This is a genomic window from Geobacillus thermodenitrificans subsp. thermodenitrificans DSM 465 (genome assembly GCF_000496575.1).
In the GTDB taxonomy this organism is placed as follows: Bacteria; Bacillota; Bacilli; order Bacillales; family Anoxybacillaceae; genus Geobacillus; species Geobacillus thermodenitrificans.
The window spans coordinates 85,158-106,372 of the sequence record NZ_AYKT01000008.1 but is presented as its reverse complement, the minus strand read 5'-3'; the positions used below and the strand labels follow the sequence as shown (position 1 = coordinate 106,372).

Here is a 21,215-nt window from a genome sequence, read left to right as displayed (position 1 = left end):
CCCCGCTGCCCCGGGACGCCTTTTCCTTCATTCAAAATCCGTTGTTTTCCGCGACTGTTTTAAACCAATAGCCACTTTTTTTGATCGTTCGCTTCAAGCCGTTGTCCAAATCAACCGCGACGAGCCCGTACCGATTTTTATAGGCATTGGTCCACGACCAGTTGTCCATAAACGTCCAAAGGTGATAGCCTTTCACATTGACCCCTTCTTCCACCGCGCGATGCACCCATTTTAAATGTTCGCGGATGAAAGCAATCCGGTAGTCGTCATCAATCATGCCGTTTTCATTACGAAACCGATCTTCCCCTTCGACGCCCATGCCATTTTCAGAAATAAAGCACTCAATGTTTCCATAGTTTTCTTTGATATTGATTAAAATATCATAAATGCCTTTTTCATAAATTTCCCAACCGCGATACGGATTCATTTTCCGTCCAGGCATAGCATAATAATCGAAAAATCGCTCCGGCAAAAACGGGGCATCCGGGTTGGGGAGATGCTCTTTTGCCTTAACGCGGCGCGGTTGATAGTAGTTGATGCCGAGCAAATCGATCGTGTTTTCTTTGATCAGCTCGCGATCACCGGCTTCCGTTACAGGCAAAAAGCCATGTTCATCCAACAGTTCAATCAAATCTTGCGGGTATTCTCCTTTCACCGCCGGATCTAAGAAACTCCGGTTAAACAACAAATCCGCAATATGTGCCGCTTTTACATCAGCTGGGTGCTGGCTGCGCGGGTAAGACGGCGTCAAATTCAAAATGATGCCAATCTGTCCTCCCTGGATGGCCGCCTTGCGGAAGGCAGCAACCGCTTTGGCATGGGCAATCACCGTATGGTAAGCCACTTGTACAGCACGGCGGAAGTCTACGATGTTTGGGTAATGAAAATCGTATAAATACCCTCCTTCCACCGGAACGATCGGTTCATTGTGGGTAAACCATTTTTTTACCCGATCCCCGAACAACTCAAAACAAATGCTGGCGTAACGGGCGTATGCATCCACGACTTCGCGGTTTTCCCAACCTCCGATATTTTGCAGTGCTAACGGCATATCAAAATGATACAAATTCACAAATGGCTCGATCCCACTCGCCAATAGTTCATCGATGACTGCATTGTAAAACCGCACGGCTTCCGGATTGACCTCACCGATTCCCTTTGGAATCAAGCGTGACCATGAAATCGAAAACCGGAATGAATTATGCCCGATCTCCTTCATCAAAGCAATATCCTCTTTGTAGCGGTGATAAAAATCTGATGTAGTTGACGGGCCGACGCCGTTAAAAAAGCGATGTGGCTCCTTTTCATACCAATGATCCCAAATATTTTTCCCTTTCCCCCCCTCGTTGGCTGCCCCTTCCATTTGCGTTGCGGACGTCGCGCTTCCCCACCAAAAACCGGCAGGGAAGCGGTACGTGATTGGCTGCTTCGATTGTTGTTCCATCGCGATTCACCTCGTTTGCTGCGTAGTTATGATGCACTTTTTGCAGAGGCTTGTTCCTCTTCTCTCTCCTTTTGCAAGTTCATCCGGTCAATGAATTTTAAGAACGGGAACCAAATGACGAGCACAATCAAGAAATTGACCAATTGCAATAGTCCACCAGCTAGCGAGTTTGTCGCCATAATACCGTTAATAAAAATCGGCACGGTCCATGGCACCGCCACACCATTTGGAGGCGGCACAAGCCCTGAGGACATCGCCAAATAGGTGACCAACGTAACGATCATTGGCGCCAAAATCCACGGGACGATAACAAGCGGATTCATCACTATTGGCAAACCGAAAATGATCGGTTCATTGACATTGAAAATTCCGGGTCCGAGCCCAAGCTTAGCTACCTGCTTCATTTGCTTGCTCTTCATAAAGAGCAATATCGCAAAAATGACCGCAAGCGTCATTCCCGTTCCGCCCATCCCGACCGTGTAAATTTCAATAAACTGTTTGCTGACGATATGCGGAACTTCCCCGGTTTGTGTGTACGCATTTAAGTTTTCAAGCGACAGTGTGTTCCAAATCGGATCCATCACCGAGTTAATGATGATTTGCCCATGCAATCCGAAAAACCATAAAATTTGTGCGACAAAAATAGCGACTAACGTTGGAATAATGCCGCTCCCGAGACCAACAAGCGGGGCTTGTACAGCGTTGTAAATCACATCATGCATGTTTGTTTGAAACATTTGTGTTACAATAATATTGACGACGAGGAAAAAGGTCAGGGTGACCACTGCCGGTATTAATGCCGCAAACGACTTCGCAACCGCCGGTGGCACCCCGGCCGGCATTTTAATTGTAATGTTTTTTTGCACAACTTTTCTGTAAATTTCCCCAGCGATAAAGGCGGTAATCATCCCAAGGAACATTCCTTTCGCTCCAAGACGGTCAAGCGGAATGACTCCTTGCACCGCTTCCTTTCCTTCTATTTGGACCACAAACGGCGTCAATAAGAGAAATGAAGCTAAAGCAATCGCGCCGCCAAAAATCCCCTCGACTTCATAACTTTTCGACAAATAATAACCTATGCCGAACACGACGAAAACCGTCATCACCCCCATTGTCGCATTCGGGGCAACACCAAGCATGTCTTTTAACATATTCAGGCTGCTTTCGCTCATGATCTTATCTAAAAACGGCAAGTTGGCGATGACGACCGCGATCGAACCGAAAATCGTCAACGGAAACGCCAACATAAACGCATCACGCAACACTTGCAAATAACGACTGTTATTCAACTTTCCAGCGACCGGAACGAGCACTTTGCTCAATTTCTCAAATAAAGCACCGTTCATTTGACAGCCCTCCTTTTTATATATTCCGCTCCTTTAACAAAGCAAGCATCTCTTTCACAATCTCTTTCATCGCCAACGTTGACATAACATGGTCTTCCGCATGCATAAGAAGCAAGGTGATCGTTGTTGGCTTTCCGCTCGCTTCCTTTTGGATAAGTTGAAAATGGACATCGTGCGCGACACCTAACTCTTGTTCCGCTTCTTCGATCAATCGTTCTGATTCCTCAATTTGGCCTGAGCGGTATTCACGGATAGCTTGGACAATTTTACTGCGAGCGTTGCCGCTATGCAAAATGATGTGAAAAGCAATTTGTTCATTCGTAAGTTGGTGTATGTCCACTTTTTCCATCTTATTTTTCCTCCATTAATTTCAGCGCTTGTTCGTACACTTTTTTTCCATCCGCCATCCCATAGGCCACCATATCAATGACGTCCACTTGAATGCCATATTTTTGTGCCTCTTTTTGCAATTCCCCTTTTAAAAAGCTCATTTGCGGGCCAATCAACACGACATCAGCGTTCTCCATTTCCTTCTTCGCCTGATCTTGACCGACCGCCCAAATCTCTGCCTCTTCACCAATCGACTTGACGTATTCCTGCATTTTCGTCACCAATAAGCTCGTTGACATTCCGGCGCTGCATGCCAATAAAATTCGTTTCATGATTCATTCCTCCCCTTGTATTGAATGAAATAAATGTTATCGTTTTCAATTTTAATTATATACATTTAAATATATTTGTCTAGTCATTTAATTAAAAAGATTAATATTTTCATCTTCCCCATTTCCACAACTAAAATAGCGCGCACTCACCTTCTTGTGCGCGCAAAACGCTAAATGTTCTAGCTGTTGTTTTATAGCATGCGAGTATAATTAGATGGTCTTTTCGATTCTCTGATGATAAAGCAAGAGGGGATGTTGGGCATTTGACTCTTTCCTTACGAACGCATCCGAAAATGGGCATTCATTTGCCCTTTTAGCATCCGCTCACGCAATTCTTTGGTCATCTCTTGACGAATTTCATAGGTGGATACGCCTTCCTCGCGCTGATCAGCGATTCTCATGAGCTGCTCAACATCCGCAAACGAATATTTGCGACTTCCTTTCGATCGATCAGGAAACACGAGTTTCCGCTCCTCATAATATCGGATTTGACGTGGCGACAATCCGGTTAGTTCACTAACAATACCGATTGAAATCACTTTTTTATGTTTGTAACTCTCTTCTTGCCGATTCACCGTCATTTTCCTCACCCTTTAATGTAACTTTTTCTAACATCATTATATAAAAAATGAATACGATTCGTTATCTTTTGTAAATAAAATTAACATATTTTTTAAATTTCTTGTAAATGAGCTTAACACATTCGCTGTACACTGAAGAAGGCGATGATATAGTAAAGGTAAAAAAACGGAGGGAATTGAATGGGAAAATGGATGCGAAGCGCCATACAGCGGCAAAAACAGTTTTACATTCAACAGCTCATGCAGTCCGGCTTTGTTAACGACCATGAGCGACTCGAGCAATGGACGATGGCCGAACTGCGTCGCGAATATGAACGATTCAATCCCGCTTACAACGCGGAAGGAGGAAGCCGGCATGGACAAACAAGCCCTCGAACTGGCGAAGCGCATCATTGAATTGGACTTAGAGCGCGACGCCATGTTTGAACAGCTGATCGCACTCGTTGGCAGCCAAGCTGATGAACTGCTCCGCTTTTTGCAAAACCGTTAGTCACACATTCAGCCGCAACCATCCGGAACGAAAGGAGCCAGCCAATATGCCATCTGTCTTTCATAGACTTACAGAATCGTTCATCGCGACATGTAAAAAAGAAATGGTCTCCAGCTCAGCGACTGGAGACCGTTTCACACTGAAAATTGCTCACGGGAGATCGTCAGTGGAATAGAGCAGGAAGCAAGCTTCTTGTCCATTTGCTCCCACGGGTTATTTCTCAGCTAATTTACTCGCCCGGCTGCCAGAGATGTTCACGTAATTTTCTTCGAATATCATCAGGAATTGGCTCAGGCCGCCCGGTGTCAAAATTGAAATTGACATACACTGCCCGTCCTTTGGCACAGACCACCCCATTTTGATGAATTTCTTCATAAATCGTAAGGCTCGTGTTGCCGATGCGTTCAACGCCAGTGTACACCGTCACATCTTGTCCGTAATACATTTGGTTGACATAGTCAACTTCCATGCGGATGATTACCATCCGCCAGCGCCGAAACGACAAATCCGGCGTAAACAGTTTAAAAATTTCATGCCGCCCCGCTTCAAACCAGACCGGAACGGTCGTATTGTTAATATGACCGACACCGTCCGTTTCCGACACACGCGGCGTAATCGTCGTTGTAAACATCTCCTACCATCCCCCTCCACCGTTTCCTTCCATTGATTCGCGTTATGTCATAGGGATTCCTGCTTAAAGAATCATGGGTTTAACAGATCATACAGAACGAAGGCTCCAATGTGCAAGGATATATTCAATCTACATAACAAACAGGCGCCGTTTGCAGCGCCTGTTTCCCAACGGTTTACGCCTTGTGCGGCTCTACGATCGTCCCGGCAAACGCGGCTTCGTAAATCGCACGGATGTCGGCTTCCAACAGCGGCAACGGACTGCGGGCAAGCAAACGTTTCTGTTGGACAGCATCTTTCGTCAAGCTTTCTAGCGCGCTTTCGGGGATGCCAAATCCCCCCAATGTTTTCGGAATGCCGACATCGGCGACGAACCGTTCTAGTTCCTCGACGCACCGATAAGACGCTTCCACTTCGGACAAAAAACTTGAGTTGCCGCCAAGCGCGTTGAAAATATCGGCCATTCTCTTCGTACAGCTTTGACGGATGTAGCCCATCACATACGGCAACAGCACAGCATTCGATTCACCATGAGCGATATGAAACTGACCACCGAGCGGATAAGCGAGCGCATGCACACCGGCTACCCCGGCGTTGAAAAATGCCAAGCCGGCCAAATAACTGCCGTTCGCCATATCAATGCGCGCCTGTTTGTCCGAACCGTTGGCCACCGCTTTGCGCAGTGAGCGTGAAATCAGCCGAATAGCGGCAACGGCCAATCCATCCGATGTTGGGCTCGCATTGACCGACACATACGCCTCAACTGCATGGGTGAGTGCATCAATTCCCGTTGCGGCCGTTACCCGCGGTGGAACGGAAACGGTCAGCTGCGGATCAACGATCGCGACGTCGGCCAATAAGTAATCGTGCGTCACGACATCTTTCGTCGTTTCCAAAGACAAGACAGAGATGTTTGTCACTTCCGACCCGGTGCCCGATGTCGTGGGAATCAAAATTTTCGGCAACCCTTTTTTCTCAAGTGTTCGCGTTCCTGTCAAATTTAAATAGTCAGCGACCGAGCCATCATGCACCGCCAAAACAGCCGCCAGTTTCGCCAAATCCAGCGCGCTGCCACCACCAACACCGATGACAAGGTCAAACTTTCCGTCGCGGGCAAACGCCACTGCCTTTTCCCCTGTCTCAAGCGGCGGCTCTGGCACAACATCCGTATACACATGCACGCTATACCCTTCTTGACGGAGCGGGGACGTCACTTGATCGACTAGGCCGATCTTCACAAGCATCGGGTCGGTAATCACCAAAATATGTTTTGCTCCCAACCGCTTCACTTCAGGAACTAACTGGTCAAGCGCTCCCCAGCCGACATGGCTGAGCGGCGGAAAGACAATGCGGGCTACACTCATGGTTCTCCTCTCCCTTCCTATTTGGTTGATTAAACAGCGTCATTCCAAAACTCGCTCAACACAATGCGCTTCTCTTCTTCTAGAGCCGAATGCAAAGATTGATTTAGCGACCCTGTGCCTCCTCGAGCTCCCGCTTCAATTCGCGCACGAGTTCCCCCGCGGGAAGTTCTCGCGCCATTCGGTACCCTTCTCCAGCCCAAAGCGCCATCCGCTCTCGGTCACCCACCTTGGCGGCCGCAGCGCGCATCGGCTTTGTCATATGGTGCACTTGCGGATACGCCGCCGGCGCTAGATCGCTATATTCAGCCATAAACCGGTTCGCCAGCCCGCGCGCCGGCCGGCCGGTAAACGCCCTTGTTACCGCTGTTTCGGTAAAGCGCGGATCCACAAGCGCCTGTTTATGGAGCGGATGCGCCCCGCTCTCAGGACAGCGTAAAAACGCTGTCCCGAGCTGCACCGCACTCGCCCCCGCTTGAAGCGCCGCTGCGATACCGTACCCATCCATGATCCCACCCGCCGCCACAAGCGGGAGACGAACCGACGCGTGTACATCGGCCAACAGCGGGAACAACGTCAATACTTCATCTTTTTCCGGATCGTTGCGAAACGACGCACGATGACCACCCGCTTCTGCCCCTTGCACACAAAGGGCATTCGCACCAGCTTCTGCTGCGATTTGGGCTTCCTCCACCGATGTAACTGTCACGATTACAAACGCCCCAGCCTTTTGCAAGGCAGTGATCACCGCTGTTTCCGGGCAACCAAACGTAAAGCTGACGACCGGTACCCGCTCTTTAAGGAGCACATCGAGTTTCGCCTCCCAATCATCGTCATCCCATTTCGGCTCTCCGACTGTTGCGCCGAGCCGTTCCGCCTCAGTCGCCAGTACAGCGCGATAACGACTAAGCGTCTCTTCATCGACCGTTGTTTCCCCTGGCACAAACACATTCACTCCAAACGGACGGTCCGTCAATGTTCGCAGCTTGTGAATCTCCGTTCTCATCATCTCCGCCGTCTGGTACCCGCCAGCCAAAAATCCAAGCCCTCCGGCATTTGACACCGCCGCTGCCAGTTCGGGCGTTGACACCCCTCCTGCCATCGGTGCTTGGATAATGGGGACGGGAAGCGTAGAGAACATAGCTAATCTCTCCCCTCATATAAGTAACCACCCTAGCTCAGTTAACTCCCCTTTACTCTTTCGTGCTTGGCGCAGAAAATCCCTTTCTCTTAGCCAATCAATCTATCTAAGATTTTCGAATTCTTTTCGAATGTCCATGTTTCGCTCTCACCTTTCAAGTTCTCCTTGGACAAACCTAGCGGGTCAGCCTGTCTGATTACCTGAGTAAACAAAAACCTCCCCAAACCATCAATTGATTCGGGGAGGTTTTGTCGTCACGGCCGAAACGCTTTTAACCGTTTCGCTATCTCTTTTGTGTGTGGATATACGTCTCGATAGATGGAAAACAGCTCTTTGTACTTCGCAACGGCATCCGACTGCGGTTCAACAACGGCATCGACTTGTTTGAACGCATCGGCGCATTGGTTGAGCGAGTCAAACCAGCCGACGCCGCACGCGGCAATCATGGCGGCGCCAAGTCCTGGCCCTTGTTCGTTTTTCAGTTTTTCCACCGGGATGCCGAAAATATCCGCTTGGATTTGCAGCCACTCGGCGCTTTTCGCCCCACCGCCAATGGACACAACCGAATCGATCGTTTTGCCGCTTGCTTTGATGATCTCAACCGATTCGTTCAGTGAAAACGTAATCCCTTCGATAACCGCACGGGCAAAATCCCATTTCGTCTGTGCCGAATCAACACCGATGAACGACCCGCGAATATCGGCGTCGGCATAAGGCGTCCGCTCACCGACAAGGTATGGTGTAAACAACAAGCCGTTGGCGCCAATCGGCGACTCAGCGGCACGCGTTACAATCTCGGCAAACGGCACGTCTTCCGCAAACGTCCGCTTCCACCAGTCAAAGCTGTACCCAGCCGCCAACGTGACACCCATAATATAGTAGGCATCTGGTTCGGCATGGTTAAAGTAATGCACTCGTCCAGCGAAATCTTTTTCACCGCTTTGTTCATACGCCAAGACGACACCGGATGTGCCGATGCTCGACATCATCTTCCCTTCCGCCAAAATGCCGGCGCCCACCGCGCCGCAGGCATTGTCCGCCCCGCCGGCAAATACTTTCACCGATGCCGGCAGCCCGGTCTGTTCTGCTACATCTGGCCGCAACGTCCCAACCAATGCCGTTGCCTCGACAAGCGGCGGACAAAGGGCAAGATCGACATCAACGGCCCGTGCAATTTCCTCGCTCCATGTTTTCTTTTCGATATCCAGCAATAGCGTTCCCGCTGCATCGGATACGTCCATCGCGATGTGCCCAGTCAAACGGAAACGGACATAATCTTTTGGCAATAAAAACGTTCGCGCCCGCTCGTAAAGATGAGGCTCATGTTTTTTCACCCACAGCAATTTCGGCAGCGTAAACCCTTCGAGCGCCTCATTTTTCGCCGTTGCGAGCAGCGCCTTTCTGCCAACTTTCTCCTCAATTTCCCGGCACTCAGCTGTCGTTCGCGTGTCGTTCCACAAAATCGCGTTGCGAACGACGTTCCCATCACCATCAAGCAACACAAGCCCGTGCATTTGCCCGGAGAAACTTAATCCCACGACCGACTCTGGAGAAATGCCGGCGGTCTCCCAAACGCGGCGCAGCGCTACAATTGTCTTCTCCACCCAATCGTCTGGGCGCTGCTCACTATATCCGGAATGCGGCTGGTAGAGGGGATAGGACTCGGTCCATTCCCCTCTAACTTGCCCGTTTCGGTCGACAAGCAATACTTTGACCGCACTTGTTCCTAAATCGACGCCAATGACATATTCCAACGCTCATCCCTCTTTCACAAGCGGGCTTTACTCGGCACGCTGACTTCCAACAAGTATTGGTTCAGCAGCGTTTTCAAGCGCTCGAGACGGCCGGACGTATTACGAATTTCGCCGAGCTGTAACGCATATTGCTCCAATTTGTGGAAGTCCGCTGTTCCTTCGACGATCTCGCGGCCGATACCTTCCGTATAGCTTTTATACCGTTCTTCGATGAATTGTTCAAACACGCGGTCTTCCAGCAAGCGATGGGCGACTTTCAAACCGATCGCAAAGCTGTCCATTCCGGCGATATGAGCGTAGAACAAATCTTCCGGTTCAAACGAGCCTCTCCGCACTTTCGCGTCAAAGTTCAAGCCGCCACGCCCAAGGCCGCCGTTTTGTAAAATTTCATACATCGCCAACGTCGTCGCATACAAATCGGTCGGGAATTCATCCGTGTCCCAGCCAAGGAGCATATCGCCTTGGTTCGCATCGACCGAACCGAGCATGCCGTGGATGCGGGCGACGCGCAGTTCATGTTCAAACGTATGGCCAGCTAACGTCGCATGGTTCGCTTCGATGTTGAATTTGAAATAATCCTTGAGCCCGTACGTTTGCAAGAATGCTAGCGCCGTGGCCACGTCAAAATCGTATTGATGTTTCGTCGGCTCCTTCGGCTTCGGCTCGATTAAAAACTGACCATCAAAGCCGATCTCTTTCGCATAGTCGACCGCCATATGGAAGAAGCGGGCCAAATTGTCAAGCTCTAGCTTCATGTCCGTGTTCAGCAGCGTCTCGTATCCTTCGCGGCCGCCCCAAAACACGTAGTTTTCCGCTCCGAGCCGCTTCGCAATCTCCAGCCCTTTCTTCACTTTCGCCGCCGCATAGGCGAACACATCAGCGTTGCACGATGTTGCCGCCCCGTGAACGAAGCGCGGATGGCTGAACAAGTTCGCCGTATTCCAAAGCAGCTTCGTTTTGCTTGTTTTCATGTACTCTTCAATCATGTCGACAATTTCGTCTAAGTTTTTGTACGTCTCGCTGAGCGTCTCCCCTTCTGGGGCGATGTCGACGTCATGGAAGCAGAAAAACGGAACGTTCAACTTTTCAAACAGCTCAAACGCTGCCTCGACGCGCGCCTTCGCTAAGTCCATGCCGCTGTATTTGTCCCACGGACGAATCATATTGCCAACGCCAAACGGATCCGATCCATCCCCCGTAAACGTATGCCAATACGCCACCGAAAAACGCAAATGCTCCTCCATCGTTTTGCCGCCAACTTTTTCTTCCGGATTGTAAAACTTAAACGCGAACGGATTGCGCGACTCCGGGCCTTCATACGCAATCTTGCCGATATTCGGAAAATAAGCCATGTCTAGATCCCCCTTAATCACGAATAGTGAAAATGACTTGTGCTAGTTTTTATTATAACGCTTTCATATTTGTTTGTCTATCATATAAACAAAGTATTCTATAACTCTTTGTACAAAAAGTAGTCAAAATCCGCGTAATTGTTTTGCCCGGAACCGTCCCGGCAATGCATGCCCACAAACGCCCCGGTAAACGCAGCATTGCTTTTGATATAGTCGTCTGATAGTTTATATGATTCAAAGGTGACAGGAATCTCCTTCCAATCCACCCCGTCGAAAGAATACGAATATTTGTACGTGGTCATTTGTACGTTGACTCGTAAATACACATACTCGACATCATCGGGGACAACAATTTCTCGGCCGCGCAAGGGCTGTTCAACCACAAGATGGTCGCATGCCATTAATTCGAGGATCCGTCCTTTTTCCTCATGCCATGTCAATTGCAGCGTTGTCCAGTTTTGCGTATTATAGTAGTTCACTAGCCCAGCCGATTGTTGGATGGTCGTTGGACGAAACGCAACTTTCGTTTCCGCTATGAAGTGAAAATGCTGCCATCGTCTAGCGACAAACGCCTGTGTAAATCGGGAAGTCAGCGATTCTCTTCCGTATAGCCGCAAATGTCCCGGACGGGCTTTTAAGGTGGCGATGTCTTCTCCTAAAGGAATTCGTAATGTTTGAAAATGGTGGTTTAATGTATCGCCATCAAAATCATCTTTTTCATCGTAATCTCTTTCCCACGGAACTTCCTCAACGTTCGGCCCGTCGATTTCTAACGAAGGCCCGTTTCCTCCGACTACATAAGGCCATCCATCTTTCCATTCAAGCCGCTGAATCGCTGTTTCACGTCCGAGCGGGCAATAGCCGCGGTGATCCAATAGCGGCTGTCCTTCTCTTGGCAGCGGCCGGCCGGTTAGATGCACAAGAAACCATTCATCTGTATGAGTATGGACAATCGAAGCATGACCAGCCTTTTGCAGCGGGTTGCGCGGATAAGGCCAAGACGTAATCAACGGATTTTCCGGATGCACCTCATACGGACCATACAGTGACGCTGATCGGGCAATCGTTGCCGCATGGTTGTACCGCGTCCCCCCTTCCGCCGTCAGTAAATAATAATAACCGTCGATTTTATACAAATGTGGTCCTTCTGTAATTCGTAGGTCCGTTCCTTTGAAAATGATCTTCGGCTCACCAATCAATTTTTTCTGTTCAACACTGTATTCTTGAAGTACAATACCATAAAATGGATGATGTCCCACTCGATGATCCCAATACATGTTCACTAAATATTTTCTTCCGTCCTCATCATGAAATAAAGACGGGTCAAACCCAGAGCTATTCAAATAAATGGGATCGGACCACTCGCCATCGATCGTATCACACGTCACGAGATAGTTATGACCATCCTTCCACTGGCCTTCGACGACTTTCACATCCGTATAAATGAGCCAAAACTTCCCGTCGCTATATGACAGGTGCGGAGCCCAAATCCCTCCAGAATCTGGGTTTCCAATCATATTTAATTGACTTAACCGGTTTAATGGACGCGCTACTAAACGCCAATTCTTTAAATCTTTCGAATGGTAAATTCTCACCCCCGGGAACCATTCAAACGTCGAAACGGCAATGTAATAGTCATCTCCCGCCCGGCAAATGGACGGATCGGGATGAAAACCAGTTAAAATGGGATTTTTAATTTTAACCATGTCTAACCCTCCTAAAAAGATAGAATGTCACTTTTTCGAAGAATGGCATACATTTACACTTTATTTTTTGTCGGCCAACACTTGTTAGGCCAACAATTTGACTACATTGGACAATATCCCAAATCTCAGGGTCTGAAATTCTATCCAATCCCCGTCTTGGAGGGGAAACTCGTTAGACAGAATAATCAATGCCGTCAAACTCTCAAACAAAAATCCAGTATTCCCTTTCCTAACGATTTTGGCAACCGTATGAGCGCAATGCATGCTCTGAACTGGTTAACTGTTAATGAAATCTTCCCATATTCATTCAGCCACCGATGCAAGTCCTTTCTAATTGCACGGGATTTTCTTTTTGATGAATAATGGTATTTTAGTAACCTTAAACATCAATATATGCACCTCATCTTTTATTTTTTTATCAACCTGGTTTTAGACTAGTCCTTACTTCATCCGTTGGATTTGTTCCAATCAAAACCGATGGCGTTCAAAAATGCTCTTGCCAGAATCATATGTCCGGCAACAGACGGATGAACGCGATCCCAAGCCAATGCCGCCGGATAAAGTGTCTTTAATACCTTGTTAAAAGCGGCTTGGGTATCAACGAATATACTATCTGTTTCTTCAGCAATTCGCTTGACAGCGAGACCATACTGATCCATTGTCCGGCGCATCGAATCGTGTTCATTCCCTTCTATATAAAACGGGGTCATAAGGATGATTCCTGTAACGAGCGGCTTTGTTTCAATGACAAGACTACGGAGCGTTTCTTCGTATTCATCTAAGTATACATGCTTTTCTTTAATGAATGGCAAATCGTACTGTCGCCAAACATCGTTAATTCCAATCATGATCGATACCCAGTCCGGTTTTTGAGCAATCACATCCTCCTGCCATCTTGCTTTTAAATCTCGAACCGTATTGCCGCTAATTCCTTTATTCACCACTCGAATCCCCAGTTCTGGATAAACCGCCTGCAGAAGCCCGTCCACATACGCGACATATCCAGTTCCCAGCGCTCCAATCCCCCCTTCTCCTTCTGGTTTAGCCCGGCCACAATCCGTAATGGAGTCGCCAATAAACAGCAATTTTTCTCCTTTGCCAAGTATCATTGTTCTCCCTCTCCTTGATCAATTACATGAAATGAAAAAGTGGTTTTTCTGAAATAAAATGCACAGGAATCGTGGGAAACATTTCTCTTAACTTTTGAGCCAAATATCTCATGCCAGGCTCTTCGCTTTCTGCATGCCCTAGCACCACTAACACCTTTCGTTTTCCTTGATGCACGGCGTCTCGAACATATTCCGGCGTTTCCCATTCCGGCCCTTCCCCATAAATGATCGCATCAAGCTTCTCTTTTTCAAACAACGGGATCGTCAAAGATCCGTGGCCACGATATCCTGCCAGCAACCCTATGCGGGTACATATAGTCGATAAATCTCCAGCAACCCGTATAAATGAAATACCTAATCTCTCTTTCACATACTTCACCATATCCCTTGCTAATATCCGAGGAATCGTTACAATCGTAGCCGCTGATTGGTACTCAGAAACATACGACTCCCATCCCAAAGCACGAACTAAACCAACCATAATCCCATCCGGTTGATATCGGTGCCATTGGTCGTGAAAACGATAAATCGCAATGCCTGACTCACAAATCAAGCGAACCTTTTCCTGATACACTGGATCATTTTTCATTGTTTCAGCATCGCCAGCATGACTATAAAACAATCCTTCATGAGAGATGAGAAGATTTGCCCCCGCTTGAACAGCTTGTTCAATGACACGATACGTAGGCATGAAACTGACCGCAATCCCCTTTACTTCCATGCTTGAATCACCATATTTAAGCGTATCCACAGTAGGAGAACGGGTCTCTACGCAAGCTGTTAATCGTTCCATCACAGTTTGCACAGTAATAGCCATCGTTCTATTCCCTTCTGAAATTTGAATAGATTCAATCGATTCCATCTGTTTAAGTATGTTGATTATATAAACTAATTTTATAAAGAATTTTTCAAACTTTCAAGTGTTTGTATACTATATGGTAGGCAAGATCAATTGCTACTTCTCTCCGAGTCCAACTTTCAACGTAATCTACGTCATGATTTATGTTTCTTCCTCTTTGTTGCAAAGGTTGATGATCGAATAAATAAGCCCTCTAGCTCCGACTTTTACAGTTAAGGAAGATTAATAAAAGCCCTTTCTTAGATATTTTTATAAATTTTAAAAAAATAACAAAAACTTAGTATATTTAATTGATAAACCAAGATGGCGTTGTTAAAATAAAATTAGGTCAACCTCCCTACAAACATCTTCTTCTCGCGATAAGACACCTTCCCATTACAGGTTGGAACAATGAAAGGAAGGGAGTGATAAGCGCTTTCTGTTTTTTATGTTGTTTGGCTATGAATCATAACTATACAAGGAGGAGACAAAATCATGTTGAAAAGATCGCGAAAAGCGATAATAGTTGGATTCTCATTTATGCTGTTGCTCCCTTTAGGGATGACGAATGCATTGGCAAAAACTGAACAATCATACGCTAAAAAGCCTCAAATCAGCGCATTGCATGCCCCACAATTGGACCAGCGCTACAAAGATTCATTCACTATTGGTGCGGCTGTTGAACCTTATCAGCTACTAAACGAGAAAGACGCACAAATGCTAAAACGCCATTTTAACAGCATTGTCGCTGAGAACGTTATGAAGCCGATTAATATTCAACCGGAAGAAGGAAAATTCAATTTTGCTGAGGCGGATCAAATCGTTCGGTTTGCTAAAAAACACCATATGGATATCCGTTTCCACACGCTCGTTTGGCATAGCCAAGTACCTCAATGGTTCTTTCTTGACAAGGAAGGCCAACCAATGGTCAATGAAACGGACCCTGTGAAACGCGAACAAAATAAACAGCTGTTATTAAAACGGATCGAAACCCATATTAAAACGATTGTCGAGCGGTATAAAGATGACATCAAATATTGGGACGTTGTAAATGAGGTAGTCGGGGATGATGGAGAATTGCGCGATTCCCCATGGTATCAAATCGCTGGCATCGATTATATTAAGGTAGCGTTCCAAACAGCGAGAAAATATGGCGGCAACAAGATTAAACTTTACATTAATGATTACAATACGGAAGTTGAACCAAAGCGAAGCGCTCTTTATAACTTGGTGAAACAATTAAAAGAAGAGGGCATTCCCATTGATGGTATTGGCCATCAGTCCCACATCCAAATTGACTGGCCTTCTGAAGAGGAAATCGAAAAAACGATTATCATGTTTGCCGATCTAGGGTTAGACAACCAAATTACTGAGCTGGATGTGAGCATGTACGGCTGGCCGCCGCGGGCTTACCTGTCGTATGACGCCATTCCGGAGCAAAAGTTTTTGGACCAAGCGGATCGCTATGATCGATTGTTTAAGCTGTATGAAAAACTCAGCGATAAAATCAGTAACGTCACCTTCTGGGGCATCGCCGACAACCATACGTGGCTCGACAGTCGAGCGGATGTTTACTATGATGCTGATGGGAATGTGATTGTAGACCCGAAAGCCCCATATACGAGAGTGGAAAAAGGGAATGGAAAAGATGCGCCATTTGTGTTCGACCCCGAATACAACGTAAAACCTGCGTATTGGGCTATTATCGATCATAAGTGAGGCTTATCACAAATTGAAAGAAGGGTGTCTCAAAAGTAATGAGACACCCTTCTTTATGACTATATATACGTGATGAACAATTCCAACAAAACAATATCCTATATTCTTCCTCGAAAAAGACGCTCCTTTGGCTCAGTCCATTTTTCAATATATGCGTCAAACCTCTTCATAATGGTATACCTGTATTTCACCGGAAGATGATGTTATTTTCCTTGTTGCCATATCGCCTGTTTTTCTTCCATTTTTCGAAACACACGCAATGCGCTTCCCATAACAACCAATGCCGCCAAACTGATACTGAAAAATGGAATTAAACCCGGGATATACATCAAGATGAGAAACAGTATTCCCACACTAGCCAACATGATAAGTGTCATAAGCGGATTGGCCATTCCAATCATAAAAGCATACTTCATATATTGCCAAAAACGCAATTCGTAATGCACATAAATAGGAAACACATACAGCAACATCACCATATAAAAGAGAAAAATAATGAGCAAAGCGACAGAAAACGGAAGTTTCCATTCTGGCGGAACATGAGCGAGATAGATGATATCAATATAGAAAATATACGCTATCGCCATAAGCAACAGCCCAATCCGATTCGCTCTCCAAAATTCACACTTATATGTACGGGCAAACGTTTTCAGCACTGGAATCTCTGTATCATGAAAAAATATCCATTTCCTTATAATTGTAAACAGCGCCACTGTCGCTGGAGCGATCCCGAAGATCACCAGCCCGATGATAGTAAAAAAAATCCATAACAAATTAACGTATGCGAGCCTTGTAATCCATTCGCAGATCCGATAGAGCTTCCCATCCACCAAACCGGTACGCATAACTCATCCACCTTTGATTTCTTTTAAAATTAGTATATCATAAGACAAAAAAAGAAGGGAGACTTTGTTTATTCTCCCTTCAAACTCCGGCATAAGCCAAAAAGCCGCCGTCAACAGGAACAACCGCCCCAGTGACAAACCCGCTTGTCTGAGAATCTACCAGCCAAAGAAGTGTCCCCAATAAATCTTCCGGTTTGCCTAACCGCTTCATCGGTGTATGGGATAAAATTTTCTCTGTTCGTTCTGTATACGATCCATCTGAGCGTTTGAGAAGATGTTCGTTCTGCTTCGTTAAAAAGAAACCTGGCGCGATCGCATTGACACGAACTCCAACTTCGGCCACGTGTACAGCCAGCCATTTCGTGAAGTTTTCGATCCCCGCTTTAGCTGCGCTGTATGCCGGCACTTTCGTCATCGGCCTTGGGGCGCTCATCGAGGAAATATTGATGATAGTCCCTCCCCTACCGATCATCTGTTTCAGAAATTGTTGCGTCGGAATGATGGTCCCAAGAATATTTAAGTCAAAAACATAAGAAAACCCTTTTGCCGTTAAGTCAAAAAACGTTGTCATCTCTCGATTTTCAAGATCGTGTGGCTCCAATATTTCCTTTGTCGTTATCCCTTGTGGATGGTTGCCACCCGCTCCGTTAATCAAAACATCGCAAGGTCCGTATACTTCTGCCACTGTCTCCGCAGCCTGCCTGACACGACCGGCATCAAGTACATCACATTGAATGGCTAACGCCTCTCCCCCTTGTTCAACAATCTCATTCTTGACTTTTTCCGCTTTCTCCAATGTACGATTTAAAATCACTACTTTCATCCCTTGGCGGGCAAGCTCTTTTGCCATGCAGCTGCATAGCACCCCACCTCCACCTGTGACGACCGCTACTTTTCCTTTTAAACTTGGATGGATTGGGAGCATGTTTTGTCTCCTTCCCGTTTTCTTTTCTCATTTTCCAAACTATCCCAAATACCTAACAAGTACATAATGCCAAGCGCCCGATCATACAGTCCATAGCCCGGGCGAGCTTGTTCCCCCCAAATCATCCGGCCGTGGTCTGGGCGAATGTATCCTTGAAAATCCGATTCGTGTAACACTTTTACGATTTCACATATATTCAATGAACCATCACAGCTGCGATGGGATGTTTCCTCAAAATCGCCATTCGTATGAATTTCAATATTGCGTACATGGACAAACGGCACTCTCCCCATACGCAAAAAATAACGAAAGATGTCTGGAATATCGTTGTCCGGATTCGCACCGAGTGAGCCAGAGCATAGCGTCAGTCCGTTCGCTGGGCTATTGACCATATTGATAATTTTCTTCAAGTTTTCTTTATTTGTTACAATCCGTGGCAGTCCAAACACTGACCACGGTGGATCGTCAGGGTGAATCGCCATTTGGATGCCACATTCCTCCGCGACCGGAACGATTTGCTCCAAAAAGTAACGCAAATGGTCAAGCAAATCATCCTCCGTTACTCCTTTATATAGAGCGAAAAGCGGTTTAATCGTTTTCAATCGTTCCGGCTCCCATCCCGGAAGCAAAAAACCATTCGCTCCGTTTTCAATGCGGCGGATCATTTCCTCAGGGTCAATTTGTTCAACTTTTTGCTTCTCATAAGCAAGCACTGTTGAACCGTCAGGCCGTCTTTTCGCCAAATCAGAACGAGTCCAGTCGAAAATCGGCATAAAATTATAACAGATCACTTTCACTCCGGCTTTCGACAAGTTGCGAATCGTTTGTTTATAGTTTTCGATATACCGTTCCCGCGAAGGCAGGCCAAGTTTAATATCTTCATGAACGTTGACACTCTCGATCACCTCGAGGTGAAATCCGTTCTTATTCACTTGCCGCTTTAATTCCAATATGTCTTCTAGTGGCCATACTTCCCCGACCGGAATGTGATACAAAGCTCCTACAATTCCTTCTACTCCTGGAATTTGACGGATATGATCCAATGAAACCGTATCATAATCCTTACCAAACCAGCGAAATGTCATTTTCATTGTGGTCTCACCTCCCCCGTTCACGATAAATCAAAATACTGTTTCGCATTGAAATAACATATATCTTGGACAATTTTCCCTAAAAAGGCATAATCTTGCGGTGCCTCTCCTTTTTCAATCCACGAGCCGATTAAATTGCATACGATTCTGCGAAAGTATTCATGGCGCACATAAGATAAGAAGCTTCTCGAATCGGTTAACATGCCAACAAATGTGCTGAATACTCCCACATTGGCCAGATCATTGAGATGGCGTATTATGCCATCCTGATGGTCGTTAAACCACCAGGCTGCCCCAAATTGGACTTTCCCTTTTACCCCTTCTGATGGAAAGTTGCCGATCGTTGATGCGACAATATAGTTATAAGCAGGGTTTAATGTATACACAATCGTTTTTGGCAACTGACCGTCACGTTCCAATCGATTGAGAAAAGCGTTTAACGGCTGGGCAAAGAAAAAGTCGTTAATCGAATCATACCCAGTATTCGGCCCAAGCTGTTGGAACATCTTTTGATTGGTATTTCGAATCGAACCAATGTGCAGCTGCATCACCCAACCAAGAGAATAGTATAAACGGGCTAAGAAACATAAAGTGAAAGTTTGATATTTTTCTTCCTCCTCTCGGCTAAGGGCAAATCCTTCTTTTCTTTTTTGAAAAATGACCCTCGCCTCATCCAAGGTGCATTCAGCGTACGGCATCGATTCAAGACCGTGATCGGCCATCCGGCATCCTGCCTCATGAAAATAACGAACTCGATTTTCGAGCGCTTGCAATAGTTGGCCATAATCGTCGACCGATAGGTCAGCCACTTCCCCTAGCTTACTTACGTAATCCAAGAAAGACGGCCGATTAATTTCGATAACGGCATCAGGCCGAAACGATGGCACAACCTTGATCGAAAATGACGAGTCTTGGGCGATTTTTTGATGATCCATTAGGTCATCGAGCGGATCATCCGTCGTCCCGATCCACTCCACGTTTGATTGAATCATGAAAGAACGGGCTGAATATCCTTCTTGTTGGAGCAACTCGTTGCAATGATCCCATACTTCCTTCCACGTCTGCTCATTTAAGAGGACACCGACTTGGAAATAGCGCTTCAACTCTAAATGCGTCCAGTGATAAAGTGGATTCCCAATGCAATACGGCACCGTTTTCGCCCATGCTTGAAACTTTTCCTCAGGAGAAGCGCTTCCTGTAATATATTTTTCTTCTACCCCCAACGCCCGCATCGCCCGCCATTTGTAGTGATCTCCTTCGAGCCAAAGCTCTGTCATATCATGAAACCGTCGGTCCTCGGCAATCTCTTTCGCACTTAAATGGCAATGGTAATCAATAATCGGCAACGATTTGGCATAGTCGTGGTACAACACTTCGGCATGTTTATTTTGCAGCAAAAAACGATCATCAATGAACGGCTGCATCGTTTCTCCTCTCCCTTCACGTCAATGGGACTTTTAGCCACTTAAACAAAGTAATGCGGATATTGCCTTTTCAACATATCTTTTTCAATCTCAACAAGCCGCAAATGTTCCTCCATCACTTGACGCACCTTATCTGCTTCCTTATTCGCAATCAATTGGCAAATTTGCTTATGATGAGAAATAATAATATCCCAATCTAAATTTGAAGAGAGTCGGAGCACACGCAAACGATTAAAATGAATGTTTAAATTTTGAATCATTTTCCATGAACGAGACATACGGCATCCGTCATAAATAAGCTGATGAAACGCTTCATCCAGCTCAAAAAGTTCAAGGAAGTTCCCTCTTTCGACACATAACTCTTGCATCGTAATATTTTTTTCCAACTGAAATAAATGATCCTCGCGAAACTTTACGCACGCTAAAGCAGCTACTTCCTTTTCAACGACCTCACGAATCAATCGTCCTTCTTCCACATATTCCAAATTAATACGTGAAACAATCGTTCCACTTTGAGGAATAATATCAAGCAACTCATCTTGCGCCAGTTTTAAGAACGCTTCCCGCACTGGAGTACGGCTAATATGGAGCTGTTCGGCAATTTCTTTTTCTGAAATTTTCGTTCCCGGTTCCAGCTCAAGCCGTAAAATCTTTTCCTTCAACATGTCATACAACTGGTCACGTGCCGAACCTCTGACAGAATTTTTAATTTGTTGGCTTTGTTGAGCAGAAAAAATCACCTTTTGATTCTCCTTTTTTATATACTAGTATGGTAGAAACAAGCTTCGTTCGTTATA

General features: G+C 46.3%; 21 protein-coding genes. 3 read left to right on the top strand and 18 right to left on the bottom strand.

All coding sequences use genetic code 11. From position 1 onward, the window contains the following. Positions 1–31 precede the first annotated feature (31 nt). The 5 genes from DSM465_RS0109810 to DSM465_RS0109790 form a co-directional block, all read right to left on the bottom strand. Complete coding sequence (locus DSM465_RS0109810) at positions 32–1,444, bottom strand: glycoside hydrolase family 1 protein (protein ID WP_029761256.1); 1,413 nt, start codon at positions 1,442–1,444, stop codon at positions 32–34. A 26-nt stretch (positions 1,445–1,470) separates the two neighbouring features. Further along, the gene (gene celB, locus DSM465_RS0109805) at positions 1,471–2,790 is read right to left on the bottom strand and encodes a PTS cellobiose transporter subunit IIC (RefSeq protein ID WP_029761255.1); all 1,320 of its coding nucleotides are present in this window, start codon (positions 2,788–2,790) and stop codon (positions 1,471–1,473) included. Positions 2,791–2,806: 16 nt separating this feature from the next. After that, complete coding sequence (locus DSM465_RS0109800) at positions 2,807–3,139, bottom strand: PTS lactose/cellobiose transporter subunit IIA (RefSeq protein ID WP_029761253.1); 333 nt, start codon at positions 3,137–3,139, stop codon at positions 2,807–2,809. Between the two features lies 1 nt (position 3,140). Then, on the bottom strand, positions 3,141–3,452 hold the full coding sequence (locus DSM465_RS0109795; protein WP_008880090.1) for a PTS sugar transporter subunit IIB: 312 nt from the start codon (positions 3,450–3,452) through the stop codon (positions 3,141–3,143). 275 nt (positions 3,453–3,727) lie between these two features. After that, positions 3,728–4,033, bottom strand: a complete 306-nt coding sequence (locus DSM465_RS0109790; protein WP_029761251.1) for a MerR family transcriptional regulator — start codon at positions 4,031–4,033, stop codon at positions 3,728–3,730. 180 nt (positions 4,034–4,213) lie between these two features. Between DSM465_RS0109790 and DSM465_RS18940 the strand changes: the two genes are divergently transcribed. Together DSM465_RS18940 and DSM465_RS20095 are read left to right on the top strand one after the other, a co-directional pair. Further along, positions 4,214–4,429 carry a Fur-regulated basic protein FbpA gene (locus DSM465_RS18940; protein WP_008880088.1) on the top strand — a complete coding sequence of 72 codons (216 nt, stop codon included), beginning with the start codon at positions 4,214–4,216 and terminating at the stop codon, positions 4,427–4,429. Next, positions 4,389–4,523, top strand: coding sequence for a hypothetical protein (locus DSM465_RS20095; RefSeq protein ID WP_008880087.1), 135 nt, complete (start codon positions 4,389–4,391; stop codon positions 4,521–4,523). Before DSM465_RS18940 ends, DSM465_RS20095 begins: the two co-directional genes overlap by 41 nt. A gap of 229 nt (positions 4,524–4,752) precedes the next feature. Here DSM465_RS20095 and DSM465_RS0109775 read toward each other — a convergent pair whose 3' ends face one another. The 8 genes from DSM465_RS0109775 to DSM465_RS0109735 form a co-directional block, all read right to left on the bottom strand. Then, on the bottom strand, positions 4,753–5,154 hold the full coding sequence (locus DSM465_RS0109775) for an acyl-CoA thioesterase (RefSeq protein ID WP_008880086.1): 402 nt from the start codon (positions 5,152–5,154) through the stop codon (positions 4,753–4,755). 175 nt (positions 5,155–5,329) lie between these two features. Continuing rightward, complete coding sequence (locus tag DSM465_RS0109770; protein ID WP_008880085.1) at positions 5,330–6,517, bottom strand: iron-containing alcohol dehydrogenase; 1,188 nt, start codon at positions 6,515–6,517, stop codon at positions 5,330–5,332. A 103-nt stretch (positions 6,518–6,620) separates the two neighbouring features. Beyond that, a complete protein-coding gene (locus DSM465_RS0109765) occupies positions 6,621–7,655 on the bottom strand; it encodes an NAD(P)H-dependent flavin oxidoreductase (protein WP_008880084.1) in 1,035 nt (344 codons plus the stop codon). Between the two features lie 254 nt (positions 7,656–7,909). After that, entirely contained in the window at positions 7,910–9,409 is a 1,500-nt protein-coding gene (gene xylB, locus DSM465_RS0109760; RefSeq protein WP_008880083.1) for a xylulokinase, read from the bottom strand. Between the two features lie 14 nt (positions 9,410–9,423). After that, a complete protein-coding gene (xylA, locus tag DSM465_RS0109755; RefSeq protein WP_008880082.1) occupies positions 9,424–10,761 on the bottom strand; it encodes a xylose isomerase in 1,338 nt (445 codons plus the stop codon). Positions 10,762–10,859: 98 nt separating this feature from the next. Continuing rightward, positions 10,860–12,467: a glycoside hydrolase family 43 protein gene (locus DSM465_RS0109750; protein WP_008880081.1), complete on the bottom strand. Its 1,608-nt coding sequence runs from the start codon at positions 12,465–12,467 to the stop codon at positions 10,860–10,862. 446 nt (positions 12,468–12,913) lie between these two features. After that, positions 12,914–13,576 carry an SGNH/GDSL hydrolase family protein gene (locus DSM465_RS0109740; RefSeq protein WP_008880080.1) on the bottom strand — a complete coding sequence of 221 codons (663 nt, stop codon included), beginning with the start codon at positions 13,574–13,576 and terminating at the stop codon, positions 12,914–12,916. A 22-nt stretch (positions 13,577–13,598) separates the two neighbouring features. Next, positions 13,599–14,393 (bottom strand): Nif3-like dinuclear metal center hexameric protein, encoded by a 795-nt coding sequence (locus DSM465_RS0109735; RefSeq protein ID WP_008880079.1) that lies wholly within the window; start codon positions 14,391–14,393, stop codon positions 13,599–13,601. Positions 14,394–14,909: 516 nt separating this feature from the next. On the opposite strand from DSM465_RS0109735, the gene DSM465_RS0109730 reads away from it, so the two are divergent. Then, positions 14,910–16,133, top strand: coding sequence for an endo-1,4-beta-xylanase (locus tag DSM465_RS0109730; protein ID WP_029761247.1), 1,224 nt, complete (start codon positions 14,910–14,912; stop codon positions 16,131–16,133). Between the two features lie 203 nt (positions 16,134–16,336). Here DSM465_RS0109730 and DSM465_RS0109725 read toward each other — a convergent pair whose 3' ends face one another. The 5 genes from DSM465_RS0109725 to DSM465_RS0109705 form a co-directional block, all read right to left on the bottom strand. Then, positions 16,337–16,978, bottom strand: coding sequence for a YesL family protein (locus DSM465_RS0109725; RefSeq protein WP_008880077.1), 642 nt, complete (start codon positions 16,976–16,978; stop codon positions 16,337–16,339). Positions 16,979–17,057: 79 nt separating this feature from the next. After that, positions 17,058–17,903, bottom strand: coding sequence for an SDR family oxidoreductase (locus tag DSM465_RS0109720; RefSeq protein ID WP_011887510.1), 846 nt, complete (start codon positions 17,901–17,903; stop codon positions 17,058–17,060). Then, entirely contained in the window at positions 17,879–18,994 is a 1,116-nt protein-coding gene (uxuA, locus tag DSM465_RS0109715; RefSeq protein ID WP_008880075.1) for a mannonate dehydratase, read from the bottom strand. The genes DSM465_RS0109720 and uxuA overlap by 25 nt, the downstream gene beginning before the upstream one ends. A gap of 20 nt (positions 18,995–19,014) precedes the next feature. After that, positions 19,015–20,418, bottom strand: coding sequence for a glucuronate isomerase (gene uxaC, locus DSM465_RS0109710; RefSeq protein WP_008880074.1), 1,404 nt, complete (start codon positions 20,416–20,418; stop codon positions 19,015–19,017). Positions 20,419–20,459: 41 nt separating this feature from the next. After that, the gene (locus DSM465_RS0109705) at positions 20,460–21,158 is read right to left on the bottom strand and encodes a GntR family transcriptional regulator (protein ID WP_008880073.1); all 699 of its coding nucleotides are present in this window, start codon (positions 21,156–21,158) and stop codon (positions 20,460–20,462) included. Positions 21,159–21,215 lie beyond the last annotated feature (57 nt).

Bases quoted from the DNA above. Each gene is read 5' to 3' on its own strand.
- DSM465_RS0109750 (WP_008880081.1), bottom strand. From the start codon at position 12,467: ATGGTTAAAATTAAAAATCCCATTTTAACTGGTTTTCATCCCGATCCG.
- DSM465_RS0109795 (WP_008880090.1), bottom strand. From the start codon at position 3,452: ATGAAACGAATTTTATTGGCATGCAGCGCCGGAATGTCAACGAGCTTA.
- DSM465_RS0109770 (WP_008880085.1), bottom strand. From the start codon at position 6,517: ATGAGTGTAGCCCGCATTGTCTTTCCGCCGCTCAGCCATGTCGGCTGG.
- uxuA (WP_008880075.1), bottom strand. From the start codon at position 18,994: ATGAAAATGACATTTCGCTGGTTTGGTAAGGATTATGATACGGTTTCA.
- DSM465_RS0109800 (WP_029761253.1), bottom strand. From the start codon at position 3,139: ATGGAAAAAGTGGACATACACCAACTTACGAATGAACAAATTGCTTTT.
- uxaC (WP_008880074.1), bottom strand. From the start codon at position 20,418: ATGCAGCCGTTCATTGATGATCGTTTTTTGCTGCAAAATAAACATGCC.
- DSM465_RS20095 (WP_008880087.1), top strand. From the start codon at position 4,389: ATGGACAAACAAGCCCTCGAACTGGCGAAGCGCATCATTGAATTGGAC.
- DSM465_RS0109735 (WP_008880079.1), bottom strand. From the start codon at position 14,393: ATGGCTATTACTGTGCAAACTGTGATGGAACGATTAACAGCTTGCGTA.
- xylA (WP_008880082.1), bottom strand. From the start codon at position 10,761: ATGGCTTATTTTCCGAATATCGGCAAGATTGCGTATGAAGGCCCGGAG.
- DSM465_RS18940 (WP_008880088.1), top strand. From the start codon at position 4,214: ATGGGAAAATGGATGCGAAGCGCCATACAGCGGCAAAAACAGTTTTAC.
- DSM465_RS0109740 (WP_008880080.1), bottom strand. From the start codon at position 13,576: ATGATACTTGGCAAAGGAGAAAAATTGCTGTTTATTGGCGACTCCATT.
- DSM465_RS0109765 (WP_008880084.1), bottom strand. From the start codon at position 7,655: ATGTTCTCTACGCTTCCCGTCCCCATTATCCAAGCACCGATGGCAGGA.
- DSM465_RS0109790 (WP_029761251.1), bottom strand. From the start codon at position 4,033: ATGACGGTGAATCGGCAAGAAGAGAGTTACAAACATAAAAAAGTGATT.
- celB (WP_029761255.1), bottom strand. From the start codon at position 2,790: ATGAACGGTGCTTTATTTGAGAAATTGAGCAAAGTGCTCGTTCCGGTC.
- DSM465_RS0109725 (WP_008880077.1), bottom strand. From the start codon at position 16,978: ATGCGTACCGGTTTGGTGGATGGGAAGCTCTATCGGATCTGCGAATGG.
- DSM465_RS0109730 (WP_029761247.1), top strand. From the start codon at position 14,910: ATGTTGAAAAGATCGCGAAAAGCGATAATAGTTGGATTCTCATTTATG.
- DSM465_RS0109775 (WP_008880086.1), bottom strand. From the start codon at position 5,154: ATGTTTACAACGACGATTACGCCGCGTGTGTCGGAAACGGACGGTGTC.
- DSM465_RS0109720 (WP_011887510.1), bottom strand. From the start codon at position 17,903: ATGCTCCCAATCCATCCAAGTTTAAAAGGAAAAGTAGCGGTCGTCACA.
- DSM465_RS0109810 (WP_029761256.1), bottom strand. From the start codon at position 1,444: ATGGAACAACAATCGAAGCAGCCAATCACGTACCGCTTCCCTGCCGGT.